The following is a 20,662-nucleotide window of genomic DNA, read 5'->3' as shown; positions in this document are numbered from 1 at the left end:
CCGGCAGTAATGACCGGGCTGGAGTAGAAGGAGGGGTTCCCGGACGGGTGCCCCTCCGCCGGCAAAACACCCCGGCACCGGCTCTGGCTGCAAGCCTTGGCCGCGCACCCCGTTACACGCGTTGTACTATCGCGACCCCGACGTCTATGGTTGCACAATAAGCATGCTTATTATTCTGCGAAAGGAAACGAGCATGAGCGCAGGACAGTACACGCCAGGACCGGACCGCCTGCCGGAACGCGACGTCACCACGCCGCCATCAAGCCCGGCCCAGCCGTCAGGGGACGGCGCCGCAACCCACGGTGGTGCCCCGTCCTACCCAACGCGGGAGCCCGGAACGCCGGCCGCAGGAACCTCGCCCCCGACAGCCCCGGGCGGCGCCCAGGAGCGAAAAGTCACTCGCGCCGGCGTCATCTGGGCAGCGGTAGTGGCTGCCTTGGTGCTCCTGATCCTGCTGATAGTTTTCATCCTGCAGAACCAAGAACAGGCCTCGGTGAAATTCCTGGGATTCGAGGGCTCTGTCCCGCTGGGCATGGCACTGTTCATCGCCGCCGTGACGGGCGGAGTGCTCGTAGCCGTCGCCGGCGGCGCGCGGATTCTGCAGCTTCGCTCCAACGCCCACCGGGCACGGGTCCGGCAGCGCAGGTAACCGCGGCTGCCAGGCCGGCGCGGGAGAGGCTGGCATTAATGGGCAAGGTTGTGGTGGCCAACCACGTGACGCTCGACGGCGTGATGCAGGGACCCGGCCGGCCGGACGAGGATACCCGCGGCGGCTTCAGCCGCGGCGGTTGGGCCGTTCCCTACGCAGACCAGGCCACCGTCCACAAGATGGGCGAACGGATGGGCCCCGACCACGCCTTCCTGTTCGGACACCGCACTTACCGGCAGTTGCTGGAGTCCAGGAACCGGCAGGGCGGCCCCTTCAAGGACGCCCTCCTCAATACGCCCAAGTACGTCGCGTCGAGGAATCCGGAAGCCCAGCTCGAGTGGCCCCATTCAACCCTCCTGCACGGTGACGTTGCCGCCGCCGTGCAGGAACTGCGGGTAGGCACCAGCTCAAACCTGGTGGTCATGGGCAGCGGGGAGCTGATCCGCTCCCTCATGGCCGCCGGCCAGATCGACGAGTACCTGCTCATGATCCATCCCGTCGTCCTGGGCACGGGCCACCAACTTTTCGCCGGCGGCAGCCGCACTGCGCTGCGGCTGGTGGAAGCAGAACCTACTGCCACCGGCGTCATCGTGGCCCTCTACACCCCCGACCGCCGGTAAGGAACGGCGCGCGGCCCAAACCGCCGTCGAGCGCTGTTGCCCCACCCCGTACCGCGCCCGTACCGCGCCCGTGCCGCGGTGCGCCCCGGCCAGGCGGGACCTGTCAGTGGGCTCCCAGGGTAGCGAACTTGCGGGCCCGTGCGGCCACGAGATCAGGTACCGGAGTGGAGGCCACGGTGCCCAGCTCATACTCAATCGCCCGTGCCATCCGGACGCAGAAGTCGCGCGGCTCCAAGGAGGCATCCCCGCGCTCATCAACGATATGGTCCACCAGCCCGTTCGCGTACAGCGCGGCGACGTTCACACCCTGCGCCTGGGCCATGGCGGGCGCAAATTCGGTGGTCCGGTGGACGATGGCGCTGGCCCCTTCCGGCGGCAGCGGCGATAGCCAGCTGTGCTGTGCGGCGATGGTCCTGTCCGCAGGCAGCAGCGCCAGCGCCCCTCCGCCGGCCCCCTGGCCAAGCAGCACGGAAACCGACGGGGAACCGAGTCCGATCAGTTCGTGCAGGGAGCGCGCAATCTCGCCGGCAAGCCCGCCTTCCTCCGCTTCCTGCGAAAGGGCGGCACCAGCGGTGTCGATGACGGTCAGCAGGGGCAGCCGCAGTTCTTCCGCCAGCTTCATCCCCCGCCGCGCTTCCCGCAATGACCCGGGACCCATGCCGGCGGCGTCTTTCCGCAGCGGGCGCGCGTGCCCCAGCACGATGCAGGACTGGGTGCCGAAGCGTGCCAGTGCCAGCAGCAACCCGGGATCCTTCTCCCCCTGCCCGGTTCCGTTGAGGGGCAGTGCGTCCGTGGCGCCGAACTTCAGCAGCTGGCGCAGGTCGGGGCGCCGCGGCCGCCGGGAGAGCTCAATTGACGTCCAGGCGTCCACGGACGATGGCCGGACGTTCACAGTGTCGGGCGCCGCAGGACGCGCCGGCAGCGGGTCCGCCGGAGCGAGGATGTCCAGGGCCCGGCCCACCAGATCGGCGAGATCGCCGGGCTCCACCACGCCGTCGATCAGCCCCTTGTTGAAAAGGTTTTCCGCCACCTGAACGTTTTCCGGGAACGCTTCGCCATAAAGGGCCTGGTACACGCGCGGGCCCAGGAATCCCAGCAGCGCCCCGGGTTCAGCCACGTTAATATGCCCCAGGGATCCCCAGGAGGCCATGACGCCACCGGTGGTGGGGTGGCGCAGGTAGACCAGATAGGGAAGCCCGGCCTGGCGGTGGGCCCGGACTGCCCCGGTGATTTTCACCATGGAGAGGAACGCGAGCGTCCCCTCCTGCATCCGGGTGCCGCCGGAGGCAGGGCCGGCCAGCAGCGGCAGGCCCTCCGCCGTGGCGCGTTCGATGGCGGCAACAATCCGTTGCGCCGCCGCGTGGCCGATCGATCCGGCGAGGAAGGAAAATTCGCTGACGATGAGTGCGACCCTGCGGCCGCGGATCAGCCCGGCTCCGGTGATCACTGATTCGTCGGCGCCGCTGCGCTCCCGCGCCTTGGCCAGGTCCCGGGCATACTCTTCGGACAGCCCGGGCTGCTCCGGTTCCGTGTCCCAGGAAACGAAGGAACCGGGGTCCACCACGACTTCCAGCAACTCGGTGGCGTTCATGTGCCGCACCTTCTCTGCCGTCGCCACGCTACTTGGCACCCGGAGCCGCGGGGGCCAGGCCCAGCCATTCCCGGATGGCGGCGCCGTCCTCATTAAGCAGCGGCGGCGCGTCGTGCTGTGTCGGGGTGGTTTCCGCGGCGTCGCCGGGTGCGAAGAACCGCAGCGGCGGCCCCGGCAGGCTCACCTTTCCCAGCAGGGGATGGTCCACGTCCACCACCAGGCCCTGGGACGCCACCTGCTCCCAGGCGTACACCTCATCCAGTGCGCGGACCTTGCCGGCGGGGATCCCGGCGTCGTTCAGTTTCTGCAGCAGTTCCGCTGCCCCGTACCCCGAGAAGGCGCGTTCGACGGCGGCAATCACCTCGCCACGGTTCCGCACCCTTTCGGCGTTGCTGGCGAAACCTGGGGCGGACGCGTCCAGGCCGAAGGCTGCCGCGAAGGACTGCCACAGCTTCTCACTGCCGACGCTGATCTGGACGCTGCCGTCCTTGCAGTTGAACAGGCCGTAGGGGGCGATGGACGGGTGGTGGTTTCCCTGGGCCTGCGGAACTTCGCCGGCAACGGTGGTCCGGGTGCCCTGGAAGGCGTGGACGCCAATCAGGGAGGCGAGCAGCGACGTGCGCACCACCTGGCCCTGGCCGGTCCGGTTCCGCTCCACCAGGGCCGCCAGGACGCCGAACGCCCCGTTCATGCCGGAGAGCAGGTCGGCGATGGGAACGCCCACTCGCTGCGGATCATCAGGGCCTGAGCCGGTGAGGGACATGAGGCCTGCTTCGCCCTGCAGGATCTGGTCGTAGCCGCTGCGCTGGGATTCGGGGCCATCGTGGCCAAAGCCGGTGATGGACAGGATCACCAGGCGCGGGTTGAGCTCATGCATCGCTGCCGTCGAGAAACCCAGCCGGTCCATGACGCCGGGCCGGAAGTTCTCGATCACCACATCGGCCCGCTCCAGCAGTCCGCGCAGCACCGCCTGGCCGTCACCGCTTTTCAGGTCCAAACTGATGGATTCCTTGTTGCGGTTGCAGGACATGAAGTAGGTGGACTGCAGGTCGTCTTCGGGTCCCACGAAGGGCGGGCCCCATCCCCGGGTGTCGTCCCCCGTGCCCGGGTTCTCCACCTTGATGACGCGGGCACCGAGGTCCGCCAGCATCATGCCGGCGTGCGGTCCGGCCAGTGCCCGGCTGAGGTCGACGACGGTGTGCCCGGCCAGGGGCCCTTGGCGGTTCTCGGTGCTCATGTTCTGGTTTCCTTTCTAAAAAACAGGCTGGGCGGGGGCGATGGCCGTTAGAGCCAGCCGGGGACCACCAGTGCCAGCCATGCCAGGATGGGTCCGGCCACGATGACGATGCCGCTGTAGCCGAGGATCCGCTTGTAGAACTGGTCCTTGTCCACGCCCTCCGGGGCGTTGGCGAGCACCAGGGCGCCGTTGGTGGAAAACGGCGAAACGTCCACGATCGTTGCTGAGACGGCGAGGGCGCAGATGACGCCCACGGCGCCGATTTCACCGGTGGACAGGAACGGAACGGCGAGCGGGATGAGCGCTGCGAGGATGGCGGTGGAGGAGGCGAAGGCGGACACCACGGCGCCGATGAAGCAGATGATGAGGGCTGCAAGCAGCGGCATTCCCAGGCCGGCCACGCCGCTGGAGACGAATTTGATGGTGCCGGCTTCCTCCAGCACGCCGACGAAGGTCAGCATGCCGCAAATGAGCAGCACGGTGGACCAGCTGATCTTGTTGATGGCGCCCTTCTGCGCGGCGGGCGAGACCAGCGCCAGCACGATGGCGATGGTGATGGACACAAAGCCGACATCCATCTTGAAGCCGAGGGCCACAACGGCCAGCACGATCAGTCCGGCAATGGTGACCAGCTGGGGGATCCGTTCGGAACGTTCCTTGGTGGCGGCGATGCCGTCGCCTGCGGGGTCGCGGGGGCCGTACATGCCGGAGCCGAAGCCCTTGAAGGGGACGTCGCCGCCGGCTGCCTTGGCGCCGACGCTGACGGACATGCGGGCTTCGGCTGCCTGCTCCACGAAGTGCCCCACCTTGGAGGACAGGAGGGTCTTACCGCCAAGGACCACGAACAGCACCAGCGCGATGACCAGGTTGAAGATGAAGCTTGAGAGGAACAGCGCCGTCGGGCTGAAGGCGAGGTCGGTCTTGGCCAGGATGCCGTTGACGGTGACGCCGTAAACCGCGATGGGCGAGAAGCCGCCGGCCTGCGCGCCGTGGATCACCATCATGCCCATCAGCAGCGGGCTGATTTTGTACTTGCCGGCGAAGCTCAGGGCGATGGGGGCAATGATGGCGACGGCGGCAGGAGACAGTGCGCCCACGGCGGTGATCACGGCGGTGATGGCGAACATGACCCAAGGGATGAGGGCAACGCGGCTGCCCACGAGTTTGACGGCGCCCCGGACCAGGAGGTCGATGGTGCCGTTGTTTTGCGCGATGGCGAAGAGGTAGGTGACGCCCACTATGGTCAGGAAGAGGCCGCCGGGGAAGTTGGCCAGGATCTCATTGGTGGACATGCCCAGCACCACGGCGCCGAGCAGGAAGGCGCCCACGAAGGCGAGCGCGCCCATATTGAGGGGCAGGACGGTGGCGAGCAGGAACATCGCCGCCAGGATGATGATCGATAAGACAGGAGCGGACATCGTTGGTCCTCCATTGGGGGGTGCGAGAGTGTGACGTGAGTTACTGGCTCACTGGACTAGCCTCTTAGACAGTGAGTCTATCTGTCAATAGACGGTGCCGGTATTCTGGACAAGTACACCCAAGGGAGGGCTTTGTGGAGAAGACGGCACGGATGGGCCTGGAACGCGTGACGCGGCCCCGGCTCTATGAGCAGCTGGTGGAGCAGATCCTGGCGTACATAGAGTCCGCGCAGCTCAAGCCGGGCGACCTCCTTCCGGCGGAGCGCGACCTCGCCGAGCGGCTGGGCGTTTCCCGGGCCACCCTGGCCCAGGCGCTGGTTGCCCTCGAGGTACTCGGCGTTATTGACGTGCAGCACGGCACCGGCGCCGTCCTGGCCAGGCGCCCCAGCGTGGCCTCGGTGGTCAAGGGCCTGCGTGAACACCAAAGCCGGCTGCCGGAAATCGTGGAGGCCCGGAGCACCCTTGAAGTGAAGCTGGCGGCCCTGGCTGCCGAACGCCGGACGGACCAGGACCTTGCCGCCATCGACAACGCCCTGGACGTCATGGCCAGCGAGATCGGCGACGGCGACCGCGGAACCCATGGCGACGAACTGTTCCACCAGGCCATCACCGCCGCGGCGCATTCCTCGGTCCTGGCGCAGCTGATGGCTTTCATTGCGGAAATGATCCTGGAGACCCGGATGGAGTCGCTGGGCCAGCCCGGCCGCCCGGAACAGTCCCTGGCATCACACCGGAAGATCGCCGATGCCGTGCGCGCGCAGGACGGCGAGGTAGCAGCCAAGGCGATGCTGGCGCATATCGAGCTTGTCTCGGACGTGGAGCTGCTCCGCTAGCAGCCACGGACCGGGCCGCCCCACGGCGACACGCCGGGCTGTCTGGGTTCCCGGACAGCCGCCGCGGGATGGCGGTGTTGCGGCGCCCGGAAACCCGATGTGATGGACCCTACGTTTTCATCACTGAGGAGTTTGGCCATGGCCGGAGGCAGTACCGCCGTAGAGGCACGATCAATCGACATGATTCCGCCGGGCGAGCGCCACGGCCACCCGCGGGGCCAGTTCACCCTGTGGTTCGGCGCCAACGCGCAGATCACCGCCATCGTGGACGGCGCCCTCGCCGTGGTGTTCGGGGCGGATGCTTTCTGGGCCATCGTGGGCCTGCTGGTGGGGAACGTGCTGGGCGGCGCCGTCATGGCCCTCCACTCTGCCCAGGGCCCCAAGCTGGGGCTGCCCCAGATGATTTCCAGCCGGGCCCAGTTCGGCGTCTACGGCGCTGTGATCCCGCTGGCACTGGTCATCCTGATGTACGTCGGCTTCGCCTCCACCGGCACCGTCCTCTCGGGGCAGGCCATCAACCTCATGCTGGGAGTGGATACGCCCGCCGTCGGAATCCTCATCTTCGGCGCGGCCACCGCGCTGCTGGCCATCCTGGGCTACAAATACATCCACGCGCTGGGCCGCATCGCCACCGTGCTGGGCCTGGCCGGCTTCCTCTACCTGACGGTCGCCGTCGCCACCAAGTTCGACGTCACCCAGGTGATGATGGTCAAGGGCTTCGAGTGGCCCACCTTCCTTACCGCCGTCGCCCTCGGCGCCGGCTGGCAGCTGACGTTCGGCCCGTACGTCGCCGACTACTCCCGCTACCTCCCGGTGCACACCTCGGAGCGCAAGACGTTCTGGTACACCTTCGCCGGCTCGGTGGGCGGCGCCCAGTGGGCCATGACCCTGGGCGCCCTGGCCGGCGGACTGTCAGCCGCCAAGCTGGGCGGGGATTTCCTGAAGAACCAGGTGGGGTACATGGGAGACCTCGCCGGCGGCGGGCTGCTCGCCATCTTTATCTACCTGATGATTGTCACGGGCAAGCTGACGGTGAACTGCCTGAACGCCTACGGCGCCTTCATGTGCGGCGTGACCATCAGCACCGCGGTCAACCGGCGGGACACCGTCTCCAAAGCCGTCCGGATCGCCTTCATCGTTGCGGTCATAGGCGCCAGCGTCCTCATCGCGCTGTTCGCCAGCAAGGACTTCCTGAACCTGTTCAAGAACTTCGTGCTCCTGCTGCTGATGGTGTTCACGCCATGGTCCGTGATCAACCTGGTGGACTATTACAAGATCTCCCGGGACCGGCTGGACATCCCCGCCCTGTACAACCCGGACGGACGTTACGGCCGCTGGAACGCCGCCGCCCTGGTCTCCTATGGAATCGGCGTCGTCATCCAGGTCCCGTTCCTGGCGCAGTCGCTGTACACCGGCCCGGTCACCAAGCTGCTGGGCGGCGCGGACATCTCCTGGCTCGTGGGGATCGCGGCCACCCTCGCCGTCTACTACCCGTGGGCCAAGGCCACCAACCGCGCCCCGGCGGAATCGATCTACCCGGCGGGCACGGTTGCGGAGCCGGCGGCCGCCGCAGCGAAGGGGTAGGCAGCCGGGGAAAGCGCGACGGCGGCCTGGGCATCAGGTGCCCGGGCCGCCTTTCGTGCCGGACCGGAGCGCCCGGCACCTGCCGGTTAGAACGTGCCGGTGCTTGACCCGGCAGTGCCCGCGACGGCCACGCCAATGATGAACAACAGCCAGAGCGCCCCGTAGCCCAGCAGGCAGAGGTAGCCCAGCACCAGGCCGGTGATGGACATCCCCTTGCCCGAGGGTTCACGGCGCAGGGCCAAATGGCCGGTGATGATGGCGGCGAACTGGGGCAGCAACAGCCAGCCCATGAGCACCGAGGCGATGCCGCAGACCATGCTGGCGATGCTCAGCGTCTTGGGTTCCACCTGCTGGCCGTAGTAGGACGGTTGGCCGAAATACTGGGGCTGGCCATACTGAGCCTGGTTATATGGTCCCTGGCCGTACTGCGGCTGGTTGTACTGGGCCTGCCCGTACTGCGGCTGGTTGTACTGGGACTGGCCGTAGCCGGCTCCCTGCCCATACTGGGCCGGCGGCTGGTACCCGGGCCACGGCGAGCCGCCGGGCTGGTTTTCGGGACGCTGGTAGTCCGGTCCCTGGGACGGCTGGTTGCTCATGGTTTCTCCCCTGTAAATCTGGCTACAGCCTACTTCAGTGCAGGACCAGCCGGACGGCCAGGACCACCATCAGGACGCCAATGGCGGCGTCGATCCACCGCCAGGTCCGGGGACTGGAGAGCACCCGGGCCAGTGCCCTCGCCCCGTAGCCGAGGGCCGTGAACCACAGGACGCTTCCGGCCACGGCGCCGGCGGCAAAGGTCCAGCGCAGCCCGGGGCCCTGCTGGTTGGCGAGGCTGCCCAACAGCACCACGGTGTCCAGATAAACATGTGGGTTGAGGAAGGTCAGGGCGGCCGTGGTGGCGACAACCGAACTCCTGGACCTGGGCGACTGCTCCGTCAGGGCGGAAGGCCTCGCGGCTGCCAGGAAGGACCGCACCGCGAACCACAGCAAATACGCGGCACCGGCCCAGCGCAGGACTTCAAGGACTCCGGGGAATTGGGTAACCAGCGCTCCGATCCCCGCTGTTCCGCCCACGATCAGCAGGGCATCGCCGGCCATGCAGACAGCCACGACCGCCCCGATATGTTCCCGGCGGATGCCTTGCCGCAACACGAAAGCGTTCTGGGCGCCGATCGCCACGATCAGAGCCAGCCCGGTCAGCATTCCCGTTATTCCCGCGGTCCACATCCCACGACCATAGGATTGCGCTGCGGCTGTAGACAAATAACGGATTCTTGCCTGTCCTTAGAATGTCTTCATGAACCTTGAGCACCTGAAGGCCCTCGTCGCGGTAGTCGACGAAGGAACGTTTGAGGCCGCGGCAGACCTGCTCCGCGTCACTCCGTCAGCCGTGAGCCAGCGCATCAAGGCGCTGGAAACATCCGTGGGGCAGGTCCTGGTGCGTCGCCGGCTGCCTTGCACCGCCACCGACGCCGGCGCGTTGCTGCTGCGGATGGGCCGCCAAGTGCAGGTCCTGGAGGCCGAGACCGCAGCAGCATTGGGAGCGGGGTCAAGCTCACGGGCCCATCTGCCGGTAGCCGTCAACGCGGATTCCCTGGCCACCTGGTTCCTCCCCGTCCTGCACCGGGCCGCCGCGTGGGAGGACTCCGCCCTCGACCTGCACGTTGAAGACCAGGGCCACAGCAGCCAACTGCTCCGCGACGGCGCGGTGATGGGCGCGGTGACCTCCGACCCCCTGCCGGTGAGCGGGTGCCGCGTGGAACTGCTGGGGTCCATGCGCTACATCCCGGTGGCCACTCCTGGCCTGCGCCGGCGCTTCTCCGGCCCGGACGGCACGGACTGGGCGGCCATGCCGGTCCTGAAATTCAACGCAAAGGACACCCTGCAGCAGCAACTGCTCGCCATGAAGGGTGTGCTGCACGCTCCGCCCACGCATACTGTGCCTTCATCCCAAGGATTCCTCGCAGCCGTCAGGGCCGGCCTGGGCTGGGGAATGATCCCGGAGCTCCAGCTCTCAAACGAACTGGCAGACGGCACCCTGGTCCGGCTGGACGAGCCGGCCCATCAGGACGTTGCCCTCTACTGGCAGGCCTGGTCCCTCGATTCAAACCGGTTCGCGCGGCTCGGCGCGGCGGTCCGCGGGGCAGCCATGGACCAGCTGCGGCCCGGGACCCGGCAGGAGCCTAGCGGGCCAAGTAGGGCAGGAAATAGACGGCAAAAATAACGAAGGCAGCGAGCAGCGCCAGCTTGGCTCCGCTGGTCCCGCCGTGCTGCTGCGCCCTGGTGTTCCGGCCATGGCGCCAATGGCCGCCCGGCGCAGCCGCATGCTGACCGGCCTGGACATCCCGTGGCGGCAGGGCACGGCCGGCGGGGTGCCGGGATACGCTGCGGGCCCTGGCTGCGTCCTTGGCTCCGGCGTCCTTGGCTCCGGCCTTGCCTCCCGGGCTTGCGGCGGGACCGGCCGGGGGCAGGGCTCCCGCCGGGCGCACCACGGTTCCCGGGCGCACGTTGCGCAGGGCGGTGATTCCGGGCTCCTGCTCGTGCGTGAGCTGCCGGCCCAGGTCCTCGTACAGGCCCACCACGGCCTGCTGGTCCAGCACCGCCGGCAGCGACTCGATCGCCGGGACCACCCGCTGCGAACCGGCCACGGCCACGTCCGAGTCGGTGATACCAAAAAGGTCAGGCTGCGCAGCCATGCAGATCAGTGGGCGCACCAGCCTGCGGTGCGGCGGAGCCAGCACCGAGGCGACGGCAGCGCACTGGGCCAAGGCGCCCTCAACGGCCTGGGTACGTGCATAACGGCCCTGCCACAGCACACCGGAAGCCACCTGCACCTCGCCGGTCCAGTTCTTCGAATCCACCACCACCACACCGCCCGGCCCCACCAGGACGTGGTCCAGGGTGGCCTTGGGCCTGCCCGGCCAATGGACATCGTGGAGCACGTACCAACCGCGGGGAACCAGCTCGCTGAGCTTGTCGGCAACCGTCCGCTCCCCCACCGCACCGGTATCCCATGCCCTGGTGGAGTGTTCGGCCTCATCCAACCGGCGTTTCAGCCGTGCCACGCGCTCGGCAGCAAGCCTGGACTGCTCCGCTGCCCCGTCTCCTGCCCCCATTGGACGTCCCCGTTTCCTTGCCGGAACCGACGGAGGCGGCGGGCCGCCGTCGTCCGTTCCTTCCGCGTGCTTTCGTGGAATTTCCTTGAAATTAGCAGGGCACGGAAGGCCCGGTATATAGGTACTTTTGCGGCCGTGTACTCAGGTTAACTACTTGGTTTGTGTCCGTCACAGCAGGTCACAGCGTCCGGATTCTGGGCGGATCGTTTTGACTCCTGCCAGCTTCTGGCATGCTGGAGCCATGGCTAGCCGCGCGGGTACAGTTGCCCAACCCCAGGACCTTGTTGACATCACTGCGCTCCTTGACGCGTATTACGACATCGCGCCGGACCTCAGTGATCCCGGCCAGCGCGTGGTGTTCGGGACATCCGGGCACCGGGGATCCAGCCTGAAGGCCTCCTTCAACGAGCAGCACATCGTGGCCATCACCAAGGCCATCGTGGAATACCGGGCCGCCCAGGGGGTCACCGGTCCGCTGTTCCTGGCCAAGGACACCCACGCACTGAGCGAGCCGGCACAGAACTCAGCCCTCGAGGTCCTCGCCGCCAACAGCGTCCAGGTGCTGGTCGATGCCCGGCACGGCTACACCCCCACCCCGGCCCTGAGCCACGCCATTCTCACGTACAACCGGAAGGGGGCGCCCGGCGCACCGCAGGCTGACGGCATCGTGGTGACGCCCAGCCACAACCCGCCCGCCGACGGCGGCTTCAAGTACAACCCCCCGCACGGCGGCCCGGCCGACTCGGACGCCACGGGCTGGATCGCCAACCGCGCCAATGAGCTGCTGGAAAACGGCCTGCGGGGCGTAAAGCGTATTCCGCTGGCCGACGCGCAAGCCGCGGCCACCACCGGCAAGTTCGATTTCCTCTCCAGCTACGTGGACGACCTTCCGTCCGTCCTGAACCTGGACGCCATCCGCGAGGCCGGCGTACGAATCGGTGCCGACCCCATGGGCGGCGCCTCCGTTGACTACTGGGGCGAGATCGCCGAGCGCCACCACCTGGACCTCACCGTGGTGAACCCCACCGTGGACCCGCAGTGGGCGTTCATGACGCTGGACTGGGACGAGAAGATCCGCATGGACTGCTCCTCGCCGTCCGCCATGGCCTCACTGATCCAGCGGATGTCCGCAGGCGGATCCTCCTTCGATATCGCCACGGGCAACGACGCGGATGCAGACCGCCACGGCATCGTCACCCCGGACGGCGGGCTGATGAACCCCAACCACTACCTCGCCGTCGCCATCGATTACCTGTACCGCAACCGCAGCGGCTGGAACCCGGCCTCCGTGGTGGGCAAGACCCTGGTGTCCTCTTCCATCATCGACCGCGTGGCGCAGAGCCTGGGCCGCAAGCTCGTGGAGGTCCCGGTGGGCTTCAAGTGGTTTGTGCCCGGCCTGCTGTCCGGTGAAGGCGCGTTCGGCGGCGAGGAATCCGCCGGCGCCTCCTTCAACAAGCTGGACGGCAGCGTATGGACCACGGACAAGGACGGCATCCTGCTGGCCCTCCTGGCGTCCGAGATCACCGCCGTCACGGGCAAGTCCCCGTCGCAGCTGTACAAGGGCCTGACCGACCAGTTCGGCGCCCCGGTCTACGCCCGGATCGACGCCGCCGCGACGCGTGAGCAGAAGGCCAAGCTGGGCAAGTTGTCCGCCGCTGACGTGACTGCCACGTCGCTGGCGGGCGAGGAAATCACCGCCAAGCTCACCGAGGCCCCCGGCAACGGCGCAGCCATCGGCGGCCTGAAGGTGGTCACCGAGAACGCCTGGTTCGCCGCCCGGCCCTCCGGCACCGAGGACGTGTACAAGATCTACGCCGAGTCCTTCAAGGGCGAGGACCACCTGAAGCAGGTCCAGGCCGAGGCCAAAGCCCTGGTGGACAGCGTCATCGCCTAGCTTTCACCTTCGCGGCTCCACAGCCTGAGGACGCGCCTGATGGCGTGGTCGCCACCGGGAGCCATGTCCACCAGGGCGACGCGGTCAAGCACGACGGCGTCGCCCCGGTGGAGGCGCTTGCCACCGTGGTGTGAGACGTGGGGACGGTACCCGGCGAGGGTGTGGGCGGGCGTCAGGATTCTTCCGTCCATGGTGCCGACGGCGGCAACCAACTGCGCGTGCAGCCCCTGCAGGTCCTGCTGGGGCTCGATGAGGCTGACCGGCACCGAACCGTTGCGGCCGAAGGCGGCGTCCTCCCCCACGGCGAGCGCGGCGCCAAGCGCTGCGGCTGCCGGTGCGTCAGCGAGCCCGGCGATGCTTTCGGCGACGTCCGCGCTTTCTGTCGTGGCGGCGTCGAACCTCACGTCAAACCGCAGCAGCGTGATGTGCAGCGGCCAGTCCGTGCGCGGGAAGACCTGGCCTTCGGCCACGGGCTCCACGAAGGCCACAAAAATCAGGTTCCGGGTCGCCATGGCCCCAGTCTCCCACCGGCCCGTCAGACGCCCCATCACCTCCCGCCCTTAAAACCCAAACGCCCCATCAGTAGGTGATAGGGCGTTGGGAAAAAGGGGGCCGGAAGTGATGGCGCGTCGGGGAGTGTTAGACGGTGCGGACGGCGTCGTCGTAGGAGTACTTGGGCTTTGCTTCGCCCCAGGCCTCCTCGCCGGGCTGGCCAATGTTGACCACCAGGAAGCTCTTCTGGTCGCCGGCCGGGAAGAAGGCGGCATCGATAGCGGCGAAGTCGGCGCCGGTCATGGGACCTGCGGCGAAGCCGAGCGAGCGGACGGCCAGGATGAAGTAGCCCGCCTGCAGGTGGGCGTTGTTGTTGCCCGTGGCGGCCGCGAGCGCGGGATCGGCGTCGTACATGGCCTTGGGGGCGTTGTAGCCGGGGAGGAAGTTGTCCCACTTGCCGGCCCAGTCGGTGTCGTAGCTGAGGATGGCCACGAGCGGGGCGGAGGCGGTCTTGGCCTGGTTGCCGCGGGACAAAGCGTCCACCAGGGTGGCCCGCGCCTCGGCCGAACGGACGTAAGTGACGCGCAGCGGCTGGGAGTTGAAGGCGGTGGGGCCGAACTTGGTGAGCTCATAGATGGCCTGGGCCTGCTCCTCGGTCACCTCGCCGGTGAAGGAGTTGGCGGTGCGGGCCTGGGCGAAGATGGCGTCCACGGCTGCCGAATCGATAACCGCTTCTTCATGGGCAATGGTCATTGGCGTACCTTTCGCTGCGGGTCACCCGCCTGCCGCGGTGGCCCCTGGTTGCTTTCCATAGTTGCAACTTCAAGTGAACGCTGGCTCTTCCCACATCGGGGGTGACCTTGGCCACAGCGGGTGCGCGCGAAAACTTGGCGGTATTCTGGACCGAGTTGATCTTCGCCCCCTCGCGGCACCCCCTGAAAGGCATTCCTTCCCATGAGCATGCTCGGAATCAAATGGAAGCTGCACGGCACCGGCAAAACCATCAAGCCCGGCCAGGTGGTGGCCCCGGATGAGCGGCTGGCGTGGCCCCTGACCATCGGCGTGGGCATGCAGCACGTGGTGGCCATGTTCGGCGCCACCTTCCTGGTCCCCATCATCACCGGCATGCCGCCCGCCACCACGCTGTTCTTCTCGGGCATCGGCACGCTGCTGTTCCTGGTAATCACCAAGGGGCGGGTACCCAGCTACCTGGGCTCGAGTTTTGCGTTTATCGCCCCCATTACCGCCTCACAGGCCCAGTTCGGGATTCCCGGTGCCCTGGGCGGGGTGGTGCTGGCCGGCGCCACGCTGGCCCTGGTGGGCGCCGTGGTGCAGAAATTCGGCGCTGGCTGGATCAACCGGCTGATGCCTCCCATTGTCACCGGTGCCATCGTGGCGCTGATTGGCCTGAACCTGGCCCCAGCGGCAAAACAGAACTTCGACGCCGCCCCCATCACTGCCCTGGTCACGCTGGTTACCATCATCCTGGTCAGCGTCCTGTTCCGCGGGATCCTGGGCCGGCTCAGCATCCTGGTGGGCGTGGTGGTCGGGTACCTGGTGGCCATGCTCCGCGGCGAAGTGAAGTACGACAAAATGGACGCCGCAGCCTGGGTCGGCCTGCCGCACTTCCAGACTCCCGAGTTCCACATCGGCGTCCTGGGCCTGTTCGTCCCGGTGGTTTTGGTGCTGGTGGCGGAGAACATCGGCCACGTGAAGTCCGTGGCCGCCATGACGGGGCAAAACCTCGACGGCGTCTCCGGACGGGCGCTGATGGCAGACGGTGCCGCCACCGTCCTGGCCGGCTTTGGCGGCGGCTCGGGCACCACCACCTACGCGGAGAACATCGGCGTCATGGCAGCCACCAAGGTGTATTCGACGGCGGCCTACTGGGTGGCGGGGATGTTCGCCATCCTGCTCAGCTTCTCGCCGAAGTTCGGCGAACTGATTGCCACCGTCCCGGCGGGTGTGCTGGGCGGCGCGGCCACCATGCTCTACGGCATGATCGGCATCCTGGGCGTCAAGATCTGGGTGCAGAGCAAGGTGAACTTCTCCAACCCCATCAACCTGACCACCGCCGCCGTCGCCCTGATCATCGGCATCGCTGACTACACCTGGACCATCGGGGACCTGAAGTTCACCGGTATCGCCCTTGGTTCCGCTGCCGCGCTGGTGATCTACCACGGCATGAAAGCCATCGCGAAGGCGCGTGGAACGGTGGCGGAGCCCGAAACGGAACAGGGCATCCTGCCTCCCGCCGTGAAGTCGGCGCTGAACGCAGCCTCCAAGCGGGCACCGAAGAAGCGTTGAGGCTGAATACAGCGGGGCAGCTCTGAGGGCCCGGTGTAGGTTGGAAGGACGTCAAGCACTACGTTCGGGGGATCCATGCTTGAGAGTTTCATGCGGCTGCCGCGGCCAACACCGCCGGCAAACCACCGCCACGTCCAGCAGTCCGACCTTCCGCCGGAGCAGATCCACACCCTGGACCCGGTGCCCAGAGGCCGCCTGGCGGCCTGTGTAACCGCATTCCTTCTGGGCAGCTGGATGCTTGCAGTACCCGTGGCGCTCATTGACCAGCTCAAGGACGCACCCGGGGCCGGGGCGGCCATTGTTTTCGGGATCGTCGTCGCCCTTGGCGTGGCCACAGCCGCCCTCGGGGGCTTCCTGTTCTTCAACGCCAGGGACCGCCGGAGGCCCTGGTCCGTGGCGCTCATCGGCGCCCTGGCCGGATCTTTCATTGCCGCGGTGCTGTCAGTGTTCCAGCCGGGATACGGCCTGCTGTTGGCCGTCCCGGCCATCGTGGCAGGGGTCCCCGCGGTGATCGTGCTCGCCAGGGACGCCCGCAGGTCCTGAAACGGGTTTGCCCGCGGCTAGGCTGCCTGCCCTTCCGGCGCGGTCCCGTCAGGGGCGCCAAGGTTCCCGCCCGCAACCGGGTGGCCCGGCGGGAACGGGCCAGGGAGGCCACGGCCAAACACGGGTCCCGGCTGCGGCCGCTTCGCCGCCAGTCCGTCAGCATGCCGGGGAAGCAACTGCTTCAGTACCCATGGCATGAAGTACTGGCGCGCCCACACCAGGTCCTCGGCCCGGGCCTGCGTCCACCCGTGGGCCGGAAGCGGCCGCGGCTGGAGCGGCTTCAGCGGGTGGGCCACCTTCAGGGCGTTGAGGGTGGCCACGGCCACGGAGTGGTGGCCCAGCGGGGACAGGTGAAGGCGGTCCGGGTCCCACATCACTGCGTGCTGGAGCTCCGGCAGGCACCACAGGTCCACCATGATGGCGTGGTGCCGCGCACCGATCCTGTGCAGGTGCTCGTTGTAGATCGCCACCCGTCCGCGGATCTTGCCAAAGACGGGGGTGTCGCCCCAGTCCGGACCCGCGTACAGGAGGACGGTGGCTCCGGTGGCTGACAGGATGCCGACGGCTTCGTCGATCTTTTCCGCCAGCTTGTCCGGATCCCCATGCCGGAACACAATGTCGTTGCCGCCGCCGGACATGGCGATCAGGTCAGGCTTCAGCGCCAGCGCCGGCTCCAGCTGCACGTCGAGGATCTGCCGCAGGAGCATCCCCCGGATCGCAAGGTTGGCATACGCGAAGTCCGGCTGGCCTTCGGCGAGTTCTTCCGCCACCCGGTCCGCCCATCCCCGGAGGCCGCCCAGGCTGTTCGGTTCGGGGTCGCCGATTCCTTCGGTGTAGGAGTCCCCCAGGGCAACGAACCGGTGCCAGGGGTGCTTCTCCGGTCCGTCCGCGACGGGGCGCAGGTCCTGCTTCTCTATGGTCATGCTGTCCTCCCTTCAGCCGCGGGCGGGGGTTCCCTCCCCGCCGCAGCATCCTTGCGGGGCGACGTTCCGGTTGGAAAGTCCCGCCCCGCCGACGACGGCCGCGGAAGTTCCGCCACGCCGTCGTACGTTTCCTGCCGCAGCCCCGAAGGCTGCCCGGCCCCGCGGTCCACACCGACGGGGGCCACGACGTTCAGCGCCGCATCCCGCAGGTCCATTTCGTGATGCAGCGCCTGCGTCTGCAGGAACCGCAGCGCGCCCTCGCGGGTGAGGCCGTATTCGTTCATGAGGCTGCGCACCGCCAGGTCCACCAGGACGAGGGAGCTTTGGACGACGGCGAGACCCGCCGTTGCTTCCGCGCGCTCGGCGGTGCGGACCACCACCCGCAGGGCGCGCGATACCTGGCGGGCATAGCTTTGGCTCAGCACCAGGTCATCGCTGGTGAAGGCGTGCGGGGAGGCTGCGTAAAGGGTGATGGCCGCGCTGGTGGCACCTTCGCTGAGGATGGGGACGGAAAGCAGCGACTGCACGCCATGGACGGCGGCGGCACTGGAGTAGCCGGGCCACCGGCGGTCGCGGCCCAGGTCCGAGAGCAGGACGAACGCCCCGGTACGCAGGGCTTCCATGACCGGTCCGTCGGCGAACGAGCACTGTTCCCGGTCAGCCTCGCGCGCCTGCTCGGAACTGGCAGCCAGGGTGCGCGCTTTCCCCAAGCGAAAGAGGGTGGCCGCCCAGCCGATGCTGCGGCGCTCACCTTTGATGCCCGCCATGAAGTCGCGGGTGACTTCCCGGAGGTAGTCTTCGACGTCTTTACTGTCGAAGACTACCTCCGGCGTAACTGGAAGCGGTCCCCAGCCAACCTGCCCCGAGGGATCAGCGGCCATGTTCCAGCCCTGCTATCAGCGCTTCGGCCCACTGCAAAACCTTTGCTCTAAGAATACGACCCCTTGGCGCGTTGGTGGGGGAATCCGGCAAAACAATGGGGATTCCCCCATTGGGCAGAGAACCGGCGCGCCGGTGTCCCTCCCGCTGGCTCCGCCGGGCAGTAGCATCGGGAGGGGGATCACCGAATACTCCCTGCTCGCTTGGGTACCTGACCTTGGGCAAGGGGTCTTGGAGCATCCATGCCAGCACGGAAACGAGCAATGGAAAGAGGAGCTTATGCGGGAGCCGGGCACCAGCGAGCGTACTTCGGAAGCGGATGAGGCCGCGCAGGCCAGCGTGGAAGTGGAAGAGGACGCGGCGGAGCCGTCACCGGACCTTGAGGTCACGTTCGACGAGCAGTTCTTCGCGGCCCGCCCCAAGGCACTGCGTCCCATCGCGCGCCGGCGGCAGTTCGTGGGCAGCCGGCCGTCCTTCGAATTCGACGGGCGTAACGCGGCATACGTGGAGTGGCTGCGGAACCAGGCCATGCTCGGGGACGCGAACACGCTGGCACGGCAGCTGTCCGGCCAGGCCAGCATGTGGCAGAACTCGTACGCGCATCCCAACCCGCGGGCCGCCGTCGAACGCGCCTCCGTATGGTTCACCGCCTACCCGCTGTCCTTCATCACCCGGACCGGGCAGTCATTCCTGTCCGCCCTCGGCGACCCCGAAATGTGGAAGGCGTTCCGCGAGATCGGGATCCGCGGAATCCATACCGGACCCGTGAAGCTCGCCGGCGGCATCAGCGGCTGGTCCCACACGCCCAGCGTGGACGGGCACTTCGACCGCATCAGCATGGCGATCGACCCCGTCTTCGGCACCGAAGAAGAGTTCCGCAGCATGTGCGAGGTGGCTGCCGAGCACGAGGGCACGGTGATCGATGACATCGTCCCCGGCCACACCGGCAAGGGCGCGGACTTCCGCCTGGCCGAGATGAACTTCCGGGACTACCCGGGGATCTACCACATGGTGGACATTCCGGAAGAGGACTGGAACCTGCTCCCGGACGTCCCGGAAGGCGCAGACTCGGTCAACCTCAGCCCCGATTCGGAGCAGGCGCTGCAAAGGGCCGGCTACATCATCGGCCGGCTGCAGCGGGTCATCTTCTACGAGCCCGGGGTCAAGGAAACCAACTGGAGTGCCACGCGGCCCATCGTGGACACCACCGGCAAGACCCGCCGCTGGGTCTACCTGCACTACTTCAAGGCCGGCCAGCCCTCCATCAACTGGCTTGACCCCACATTCGCGGGCATGCGCCTGGTGGTGGGCGACGCCCTGCACTCGCTGGTGGACCTGGGCACGGGGGCACTGCGCCTCGATGCCAACGGCTTCCTGGGCGTTGAGAAGAGCGCGGAAGAGCAGCCCGGCTGGTCCGAAGGGCACCCGCTGTCCGAAGCCGCCAACCAGCTCATCGGCTCCATGATCCGCAAGGTGGGCGGGTTCTCCTTCCAGGAGCTGAACCTGACCATTGACGATATCAAGGCGACCTCGGAGTCCGGCCCCGACCTCTCCTACGACTTCATCACCCGCCCGGCGTACCACTACGCCCTGGTCACCGCCGATACCGAGTTCCTGCGGCTGACCCTCCGGCTGTCCATGGAAATCGGGGTGGACCAGGCCTCACTGGTGCACGCTTTGCAGAACCATGACGAACTCACCTACGAGCTGCTGCACTTCGCCGCCGGCCACCGGGACGAGATGTTCGAGCTCAACGGCGAGGAACTCACGGGCGCCCAGCTGGCCGAGAACGTGCAGCAGACCCTGCGGGACCGTCTCACCGGCGAGAATGCGCCCTACAACGCCGTGTTCACCACCAACGGCATTGCCTGCACCACGGTCAGCTTCATCATGGCCGCCCTGGGGATCAAGGACCCGGCCGCCGTCACCCCGGAGCAGGAGGCGCAGATCCGGGACGTGCACCTGCTCCTGGCCATGTACAACGCGCTGCAGCCCGGAGTCTTTGCCCTGTCCGGCTGGGACCTCACCGGTATCCTGGCACTGGACCGCAGCAGCGTCGGCGAGCTCACGTCACAGGGTGATACGCGGTGGATCAACCGCGGTGCCCACGACCTCATGGGGACCAGCCCGGACGCCACCAACTCATCGGCAGGAATGCCGAGGGCCCGCAGCCTGTACGGTTCCCTGCCGGACCAGCTGCAGGACCAGGACTCCTTCGCGCGGCGGCTGCAGCGGATCCTCGCCGTGCGCGAGGAAAACGGGATCGCCACCGGTACCCTCCTGGACGTGCCCGAGGTCTCCAACCGCGCAGCGCTGGTGCTGGTCAACCGGCTGAAGGACGGGGCCCTGCAGGTCACTGCCCTGAACTTCTCCGGCCAGGACATTACCGGCAGCATCCAGTCCAACGAACTGCCGTCCGGCGCCAACGTCCAGGACCTGTTCAGCGGGGAGACCGTGGCGCAGGTGGACGACCTGCACAGCTTCTTCCTGGAGCTGCCCGCCTACGGCGGAACGGCCCTGCTGTTGACCGAGGCGCCGGAACCCGAGGCGGAGGCGTAAGAAGCCGCCGGGTAGCG

19 protein-coding genes are annotated in these 20,662 nt (G+C 67.6%); 9 read left to right on the top strand and 10 right to left on the bottom strand.

What is annotated here, in order from left to right:
* The first annotated feature begins 193 nt into the window (after window positions 1–193).
* The gene (locus ACZ9J7_RS08140) at window positions 194–649 is read left to right on the top strand and encodes a LapA family protein (protein ID WP_476208490.1); all 456 of its coding nucleotides are present in this window, start codon (window positions 194–196) and stop codon (window positions 647–649) included.
* Between the two features lie 38 nt (window positions 650–687).
* Complete coding sequence (locus ACZ9J7_RS08135) at window positions 688–1,269, top strand: dihydrofolate reductase family protein (protein WP_476208489.1); 582 nt, start codon at window positions 688–690, stop codon at window positions 1,267–1,269.
* A gap of 103 nt (window positions 1,270–1,372) precedes the next feature.
* Here ACZ9J7_RS08135 and ACZ9J7_RS08130 read toward each other — a convergent pair whose 3' ends face one another.
* Genes ACZ9J7_RS08130 through ACZ9J7_RS08120 form a run of 3 tightly spaced genes read right to left on the bottom strand, consistent with a single transcriptional unit; the run spans window position 1,373 to window position 5,515 of the window.
* A complete protein-coding gene (locus tag ACZ9J7_RS08130) occupies window positions 1,373–2,860 on the bottom strand; it encodes a carboxyl transferase domain-containing protein (RefSeq protein ID WP_476208487.1) in 1,488 nt (495 codons plus the stop codon).
* A 28-nt stretch (window positions 2,861–2,888) separates the two neighbouring features.
* On the bottom strand, window positions 2,889–4,097 hold the full coding sequence (locus tag ACZ9J7_RS08125; RefSeq protein ID WP_476208485.1) for a CaiB/BaiF CoA transferase family protein: 1,209 nt from the start codon (window positions 4,095–4,097) through the stop codon (window positions 2,889–2,891).
* A 47-nt stretch (window positions 4,098–4,144) separates the two neighbouring features.
* A complete protein-coding gene (locus tag ACZ9J7_RS08120) occupies window positions 4,145–5,515 on the bottom strand; it encodes an SLC13 family permease (RefSeq protein WP_476208484.1) in 1,371 nt (456 codons plus the stop codon).
* Between the two features lie 134 nt (window positions 5,516–5,649).
* Here ACZ9J7_RS08120 and ACZ9J7_RS08115 point away from each other — a divergent pair, with 134 nt between their 5' ends.
* Complete coding sequence (locus ACZ9J7_RS08115) at window positions 5,650–6,348, top strand: FadR/GntR family transcriptional regulator (protein ID WP_476208482.1); 699 nt, start codon at window positions 5,650–5,652, stop codon at window positions 6,346–6,348.
* A 138-nt stretch (window positions 6,349–6,486) separates the two neighbouring features.
* On the top strand, window positions 6,487–7,932 hold the full coding sequence (locus ACZ9J7_RS08110; RefSeq protein WP_476208480.1) for a purine-cytosine permease family protein: 1,446 nt from the start codon (window positions 6,487–6,489) through the stop codon (window positions 7,930–7,932).
* A gap of 86 nt (window positions 7,933–8,018) precedes the next feature.
* Here the strand turns inward: ACZ9J7_RS08110 and ACZ9J7_RS08105 are convergent, their stop codons facing one another.
* On the bottom strand, window positions 8,019–8,528 hold the full coding sequence (locus tag ACZ9J7_RS08105; RefSeq protein ID WP_476208478.1) for a DUF4190 domain-containing protein: 510 nt from the start codon (window positions 8,526–8,528) through the stop codon (window positions 8,019–8,021).
* Window positions 8,529–8,562: 34 nt separating this feature from the next.
* Entirely contained in the window at window positions 8,563–9,159 is a 597-nt protein-coding gene (locus ACZ9J7_RS08100; RefSeq protein WP_476208476.1) for a LysE/ArgO family amino acid transporter, read from the bottom strand.
* Between the two features lie 70 nt (window positions 9,160–9,229).
* On the opposite strand from ACZ9J7_RS08100, the gene ACZ9J7_RS08095 reads away from it, so the two are divergent.
* The gene (locus tag ACZ9J7_RS08095; protein WP_476208474.1) at window positions 9,230–10,156 is read left to right on the top strand and encodes a LysR family transcriptional regulator ArgP; all 927 of its coding nucleotides are present in this window, start codon (window positions 9,230–9,232) and stop codon (window positions 10,154–10,156) included.
* Here the strand turns inward: ACZ9J7_RS08095 and ACZ9J7_RS08090 are convergent.
* Entirely contained in the window at window positions 10,116–11,048 is a 933-nt protein-coding gene (locus ACZ9J7_RS08090) for a nuclease-related domain-containing protein (protein WP_476208473.1), read from the bottom strand. The two genes, ACZ9J7_RS08095 and ACZ9J7_RS08090, sit on opposite strands and share 41 nt — an antisense overlap.
* Window positions 11,049–11,289: 241 nt before the next feature.
* On the opposite strand from ACZ9J7_RS08090, the gene pgm reads away from it, so the two are divergent.
* Window positions 11,290–12,942 (top strand): phosphoglucomutase (alpha-D-glucose-1,6-bisphosphate-dependent), encoded by a 1,653-nt coding sequence (gene pgm, locus ACZ9J7_RS08085; RefSeq protein WP_476208472.1) that lies wholly within the window; start codon window positions 11,290–11,292, stop codon window positions 12,940–12,942.
* On the opposite strand, the gene ACZ9J7_RS08080 is transcribed toward pgm, so the two are convergent.
* Together ACZ9J7_RS08080 and ACZ9J7_RS08075 are read right to left on the bottom strand one after the other, a co-directional pair.
* Window positions 12,939–13,454 (bottom strand): 2'-5' RNA ligase family protein, encoded by a 516-nt coding sequence (locus tag ACZ9J7_RS08080; RefSeq protein ID WP_476208470.1) that lies wholly within the window; start codon window positions 13,452–13,454, stop codon window positions 12,939–12,941. The two genes, pgm and ACZ9J7_RS08080, sit on opposite strands and share 4 nt — an antisense overlap.
* 127 nt (window positions 13,455–13,581) lie before the next feature.
* Window positions 13,582–14,187, bottom strand: coding sequence for a malonic semialdehyde reductase (locus tag ACZ9J7_RS08075; RefSeq protein ID WP_387563785.1), 606 nt, complete (start codon window positions 14,185–14,187; stop codon window positions 13,582–13,584).
* A gap of 201 nt (window positions 14,188–14,388) precedes the next feature.
* Here ACZ9J7_RS08075 and ACZ9J7_RS08070 point away from each other — a divergent pair, with 201 nt between their 5' ends.
* Together ACZ9J7_RS08070 and ACZ9J7_RS08065 are read left to right on the top strand one after the other, a co-directional pair.
* A complete protein-coding gene (locus tag ACZ9J7_RS08070; RefSeq protein WP_476208467.1) occupies window positions 14,389–15,741 on the top strand; it encodes a uracil-xanthine permease family protein in 1,353 nt (450 codons plus the stop codon).
* A gap of 75 nt (window positions 15,742–15,816) precedes the next feature.
* The gene (locus tag ACZ9J7_RS08065; protein ID WP_476208465.1) at window positions 15,817–16,284 is read left to right on the top strand and encodes a hypothetical protein; all 468 of its coding nucleotides are present in this window, start codon (window positions 15,817–15,819) and stop codon (window positions 16,282–16,284) included.
* Window positions 16,285–16,301: 17 nt separating this feature from the next.
* Here the strand turns inward: ACZ9J7_RS08065 and ACZ9J7_RS08060 are convergent, their stop codons facing one another.
* Together ACZ9J7_RS08060 and ACZ9J7_RS08055 are read right to left on the bottom strand one after the other, a co-directional pair.
* Window positions 16,302–17,207, bottom strand: coding sequence for an SGNH/GDSL hydrolase family protein (locus tag ACZ9J7_RS08060; RefSeq protein ID WP_476208463.1), 906 nt, complete (start codon window positions 17,205–17,207; stop codon window positions 16,302–16,304).
* The gene (locus ACZ9J7_RS08055; RefSeq protein ID WP_476208461.1) at window positions 17,204–18,088 is read right to left on the bottom strand and encodes a GAF domain-containing protein; all 885 of its coding nucleotides are present in this window, start codon (window positions 18,086–18,088) and stop codon (window positions 17,204–17,206) included. Before ACZ9J7_RS08055 ends, ACZ9J7_RS08060 begins: the two co-directional genes overlap by 4 nt.
* 277 nt (window positions 18,089–18,365) lie before the next feature.
* Between ACZ9J7_RS08055 and treS the strand changes: the two genes are divergently transcribed.
* A complete protein-coding gene (gene treS / locus ACZ9J7_RS08050) occupies window positions 18,366–20,645 on the top strand; it encodes a maltose alpha-D-glucosyltransferase (RefSeq protein WP_476208459.1) in 2,280 nt (759 codons plus the stop codon).
* The last annotated feature ends 17 nt before the right edge of the window (window positions 20,646–20,662 follow it).

The sequence above is a fragment of the Pseudarthrobacter sp. TE9888 genome (genome assembly GCF_056279345.1).
This window is presented reverse-complemented; position numbering and strand designations above follow the sequence as displayed.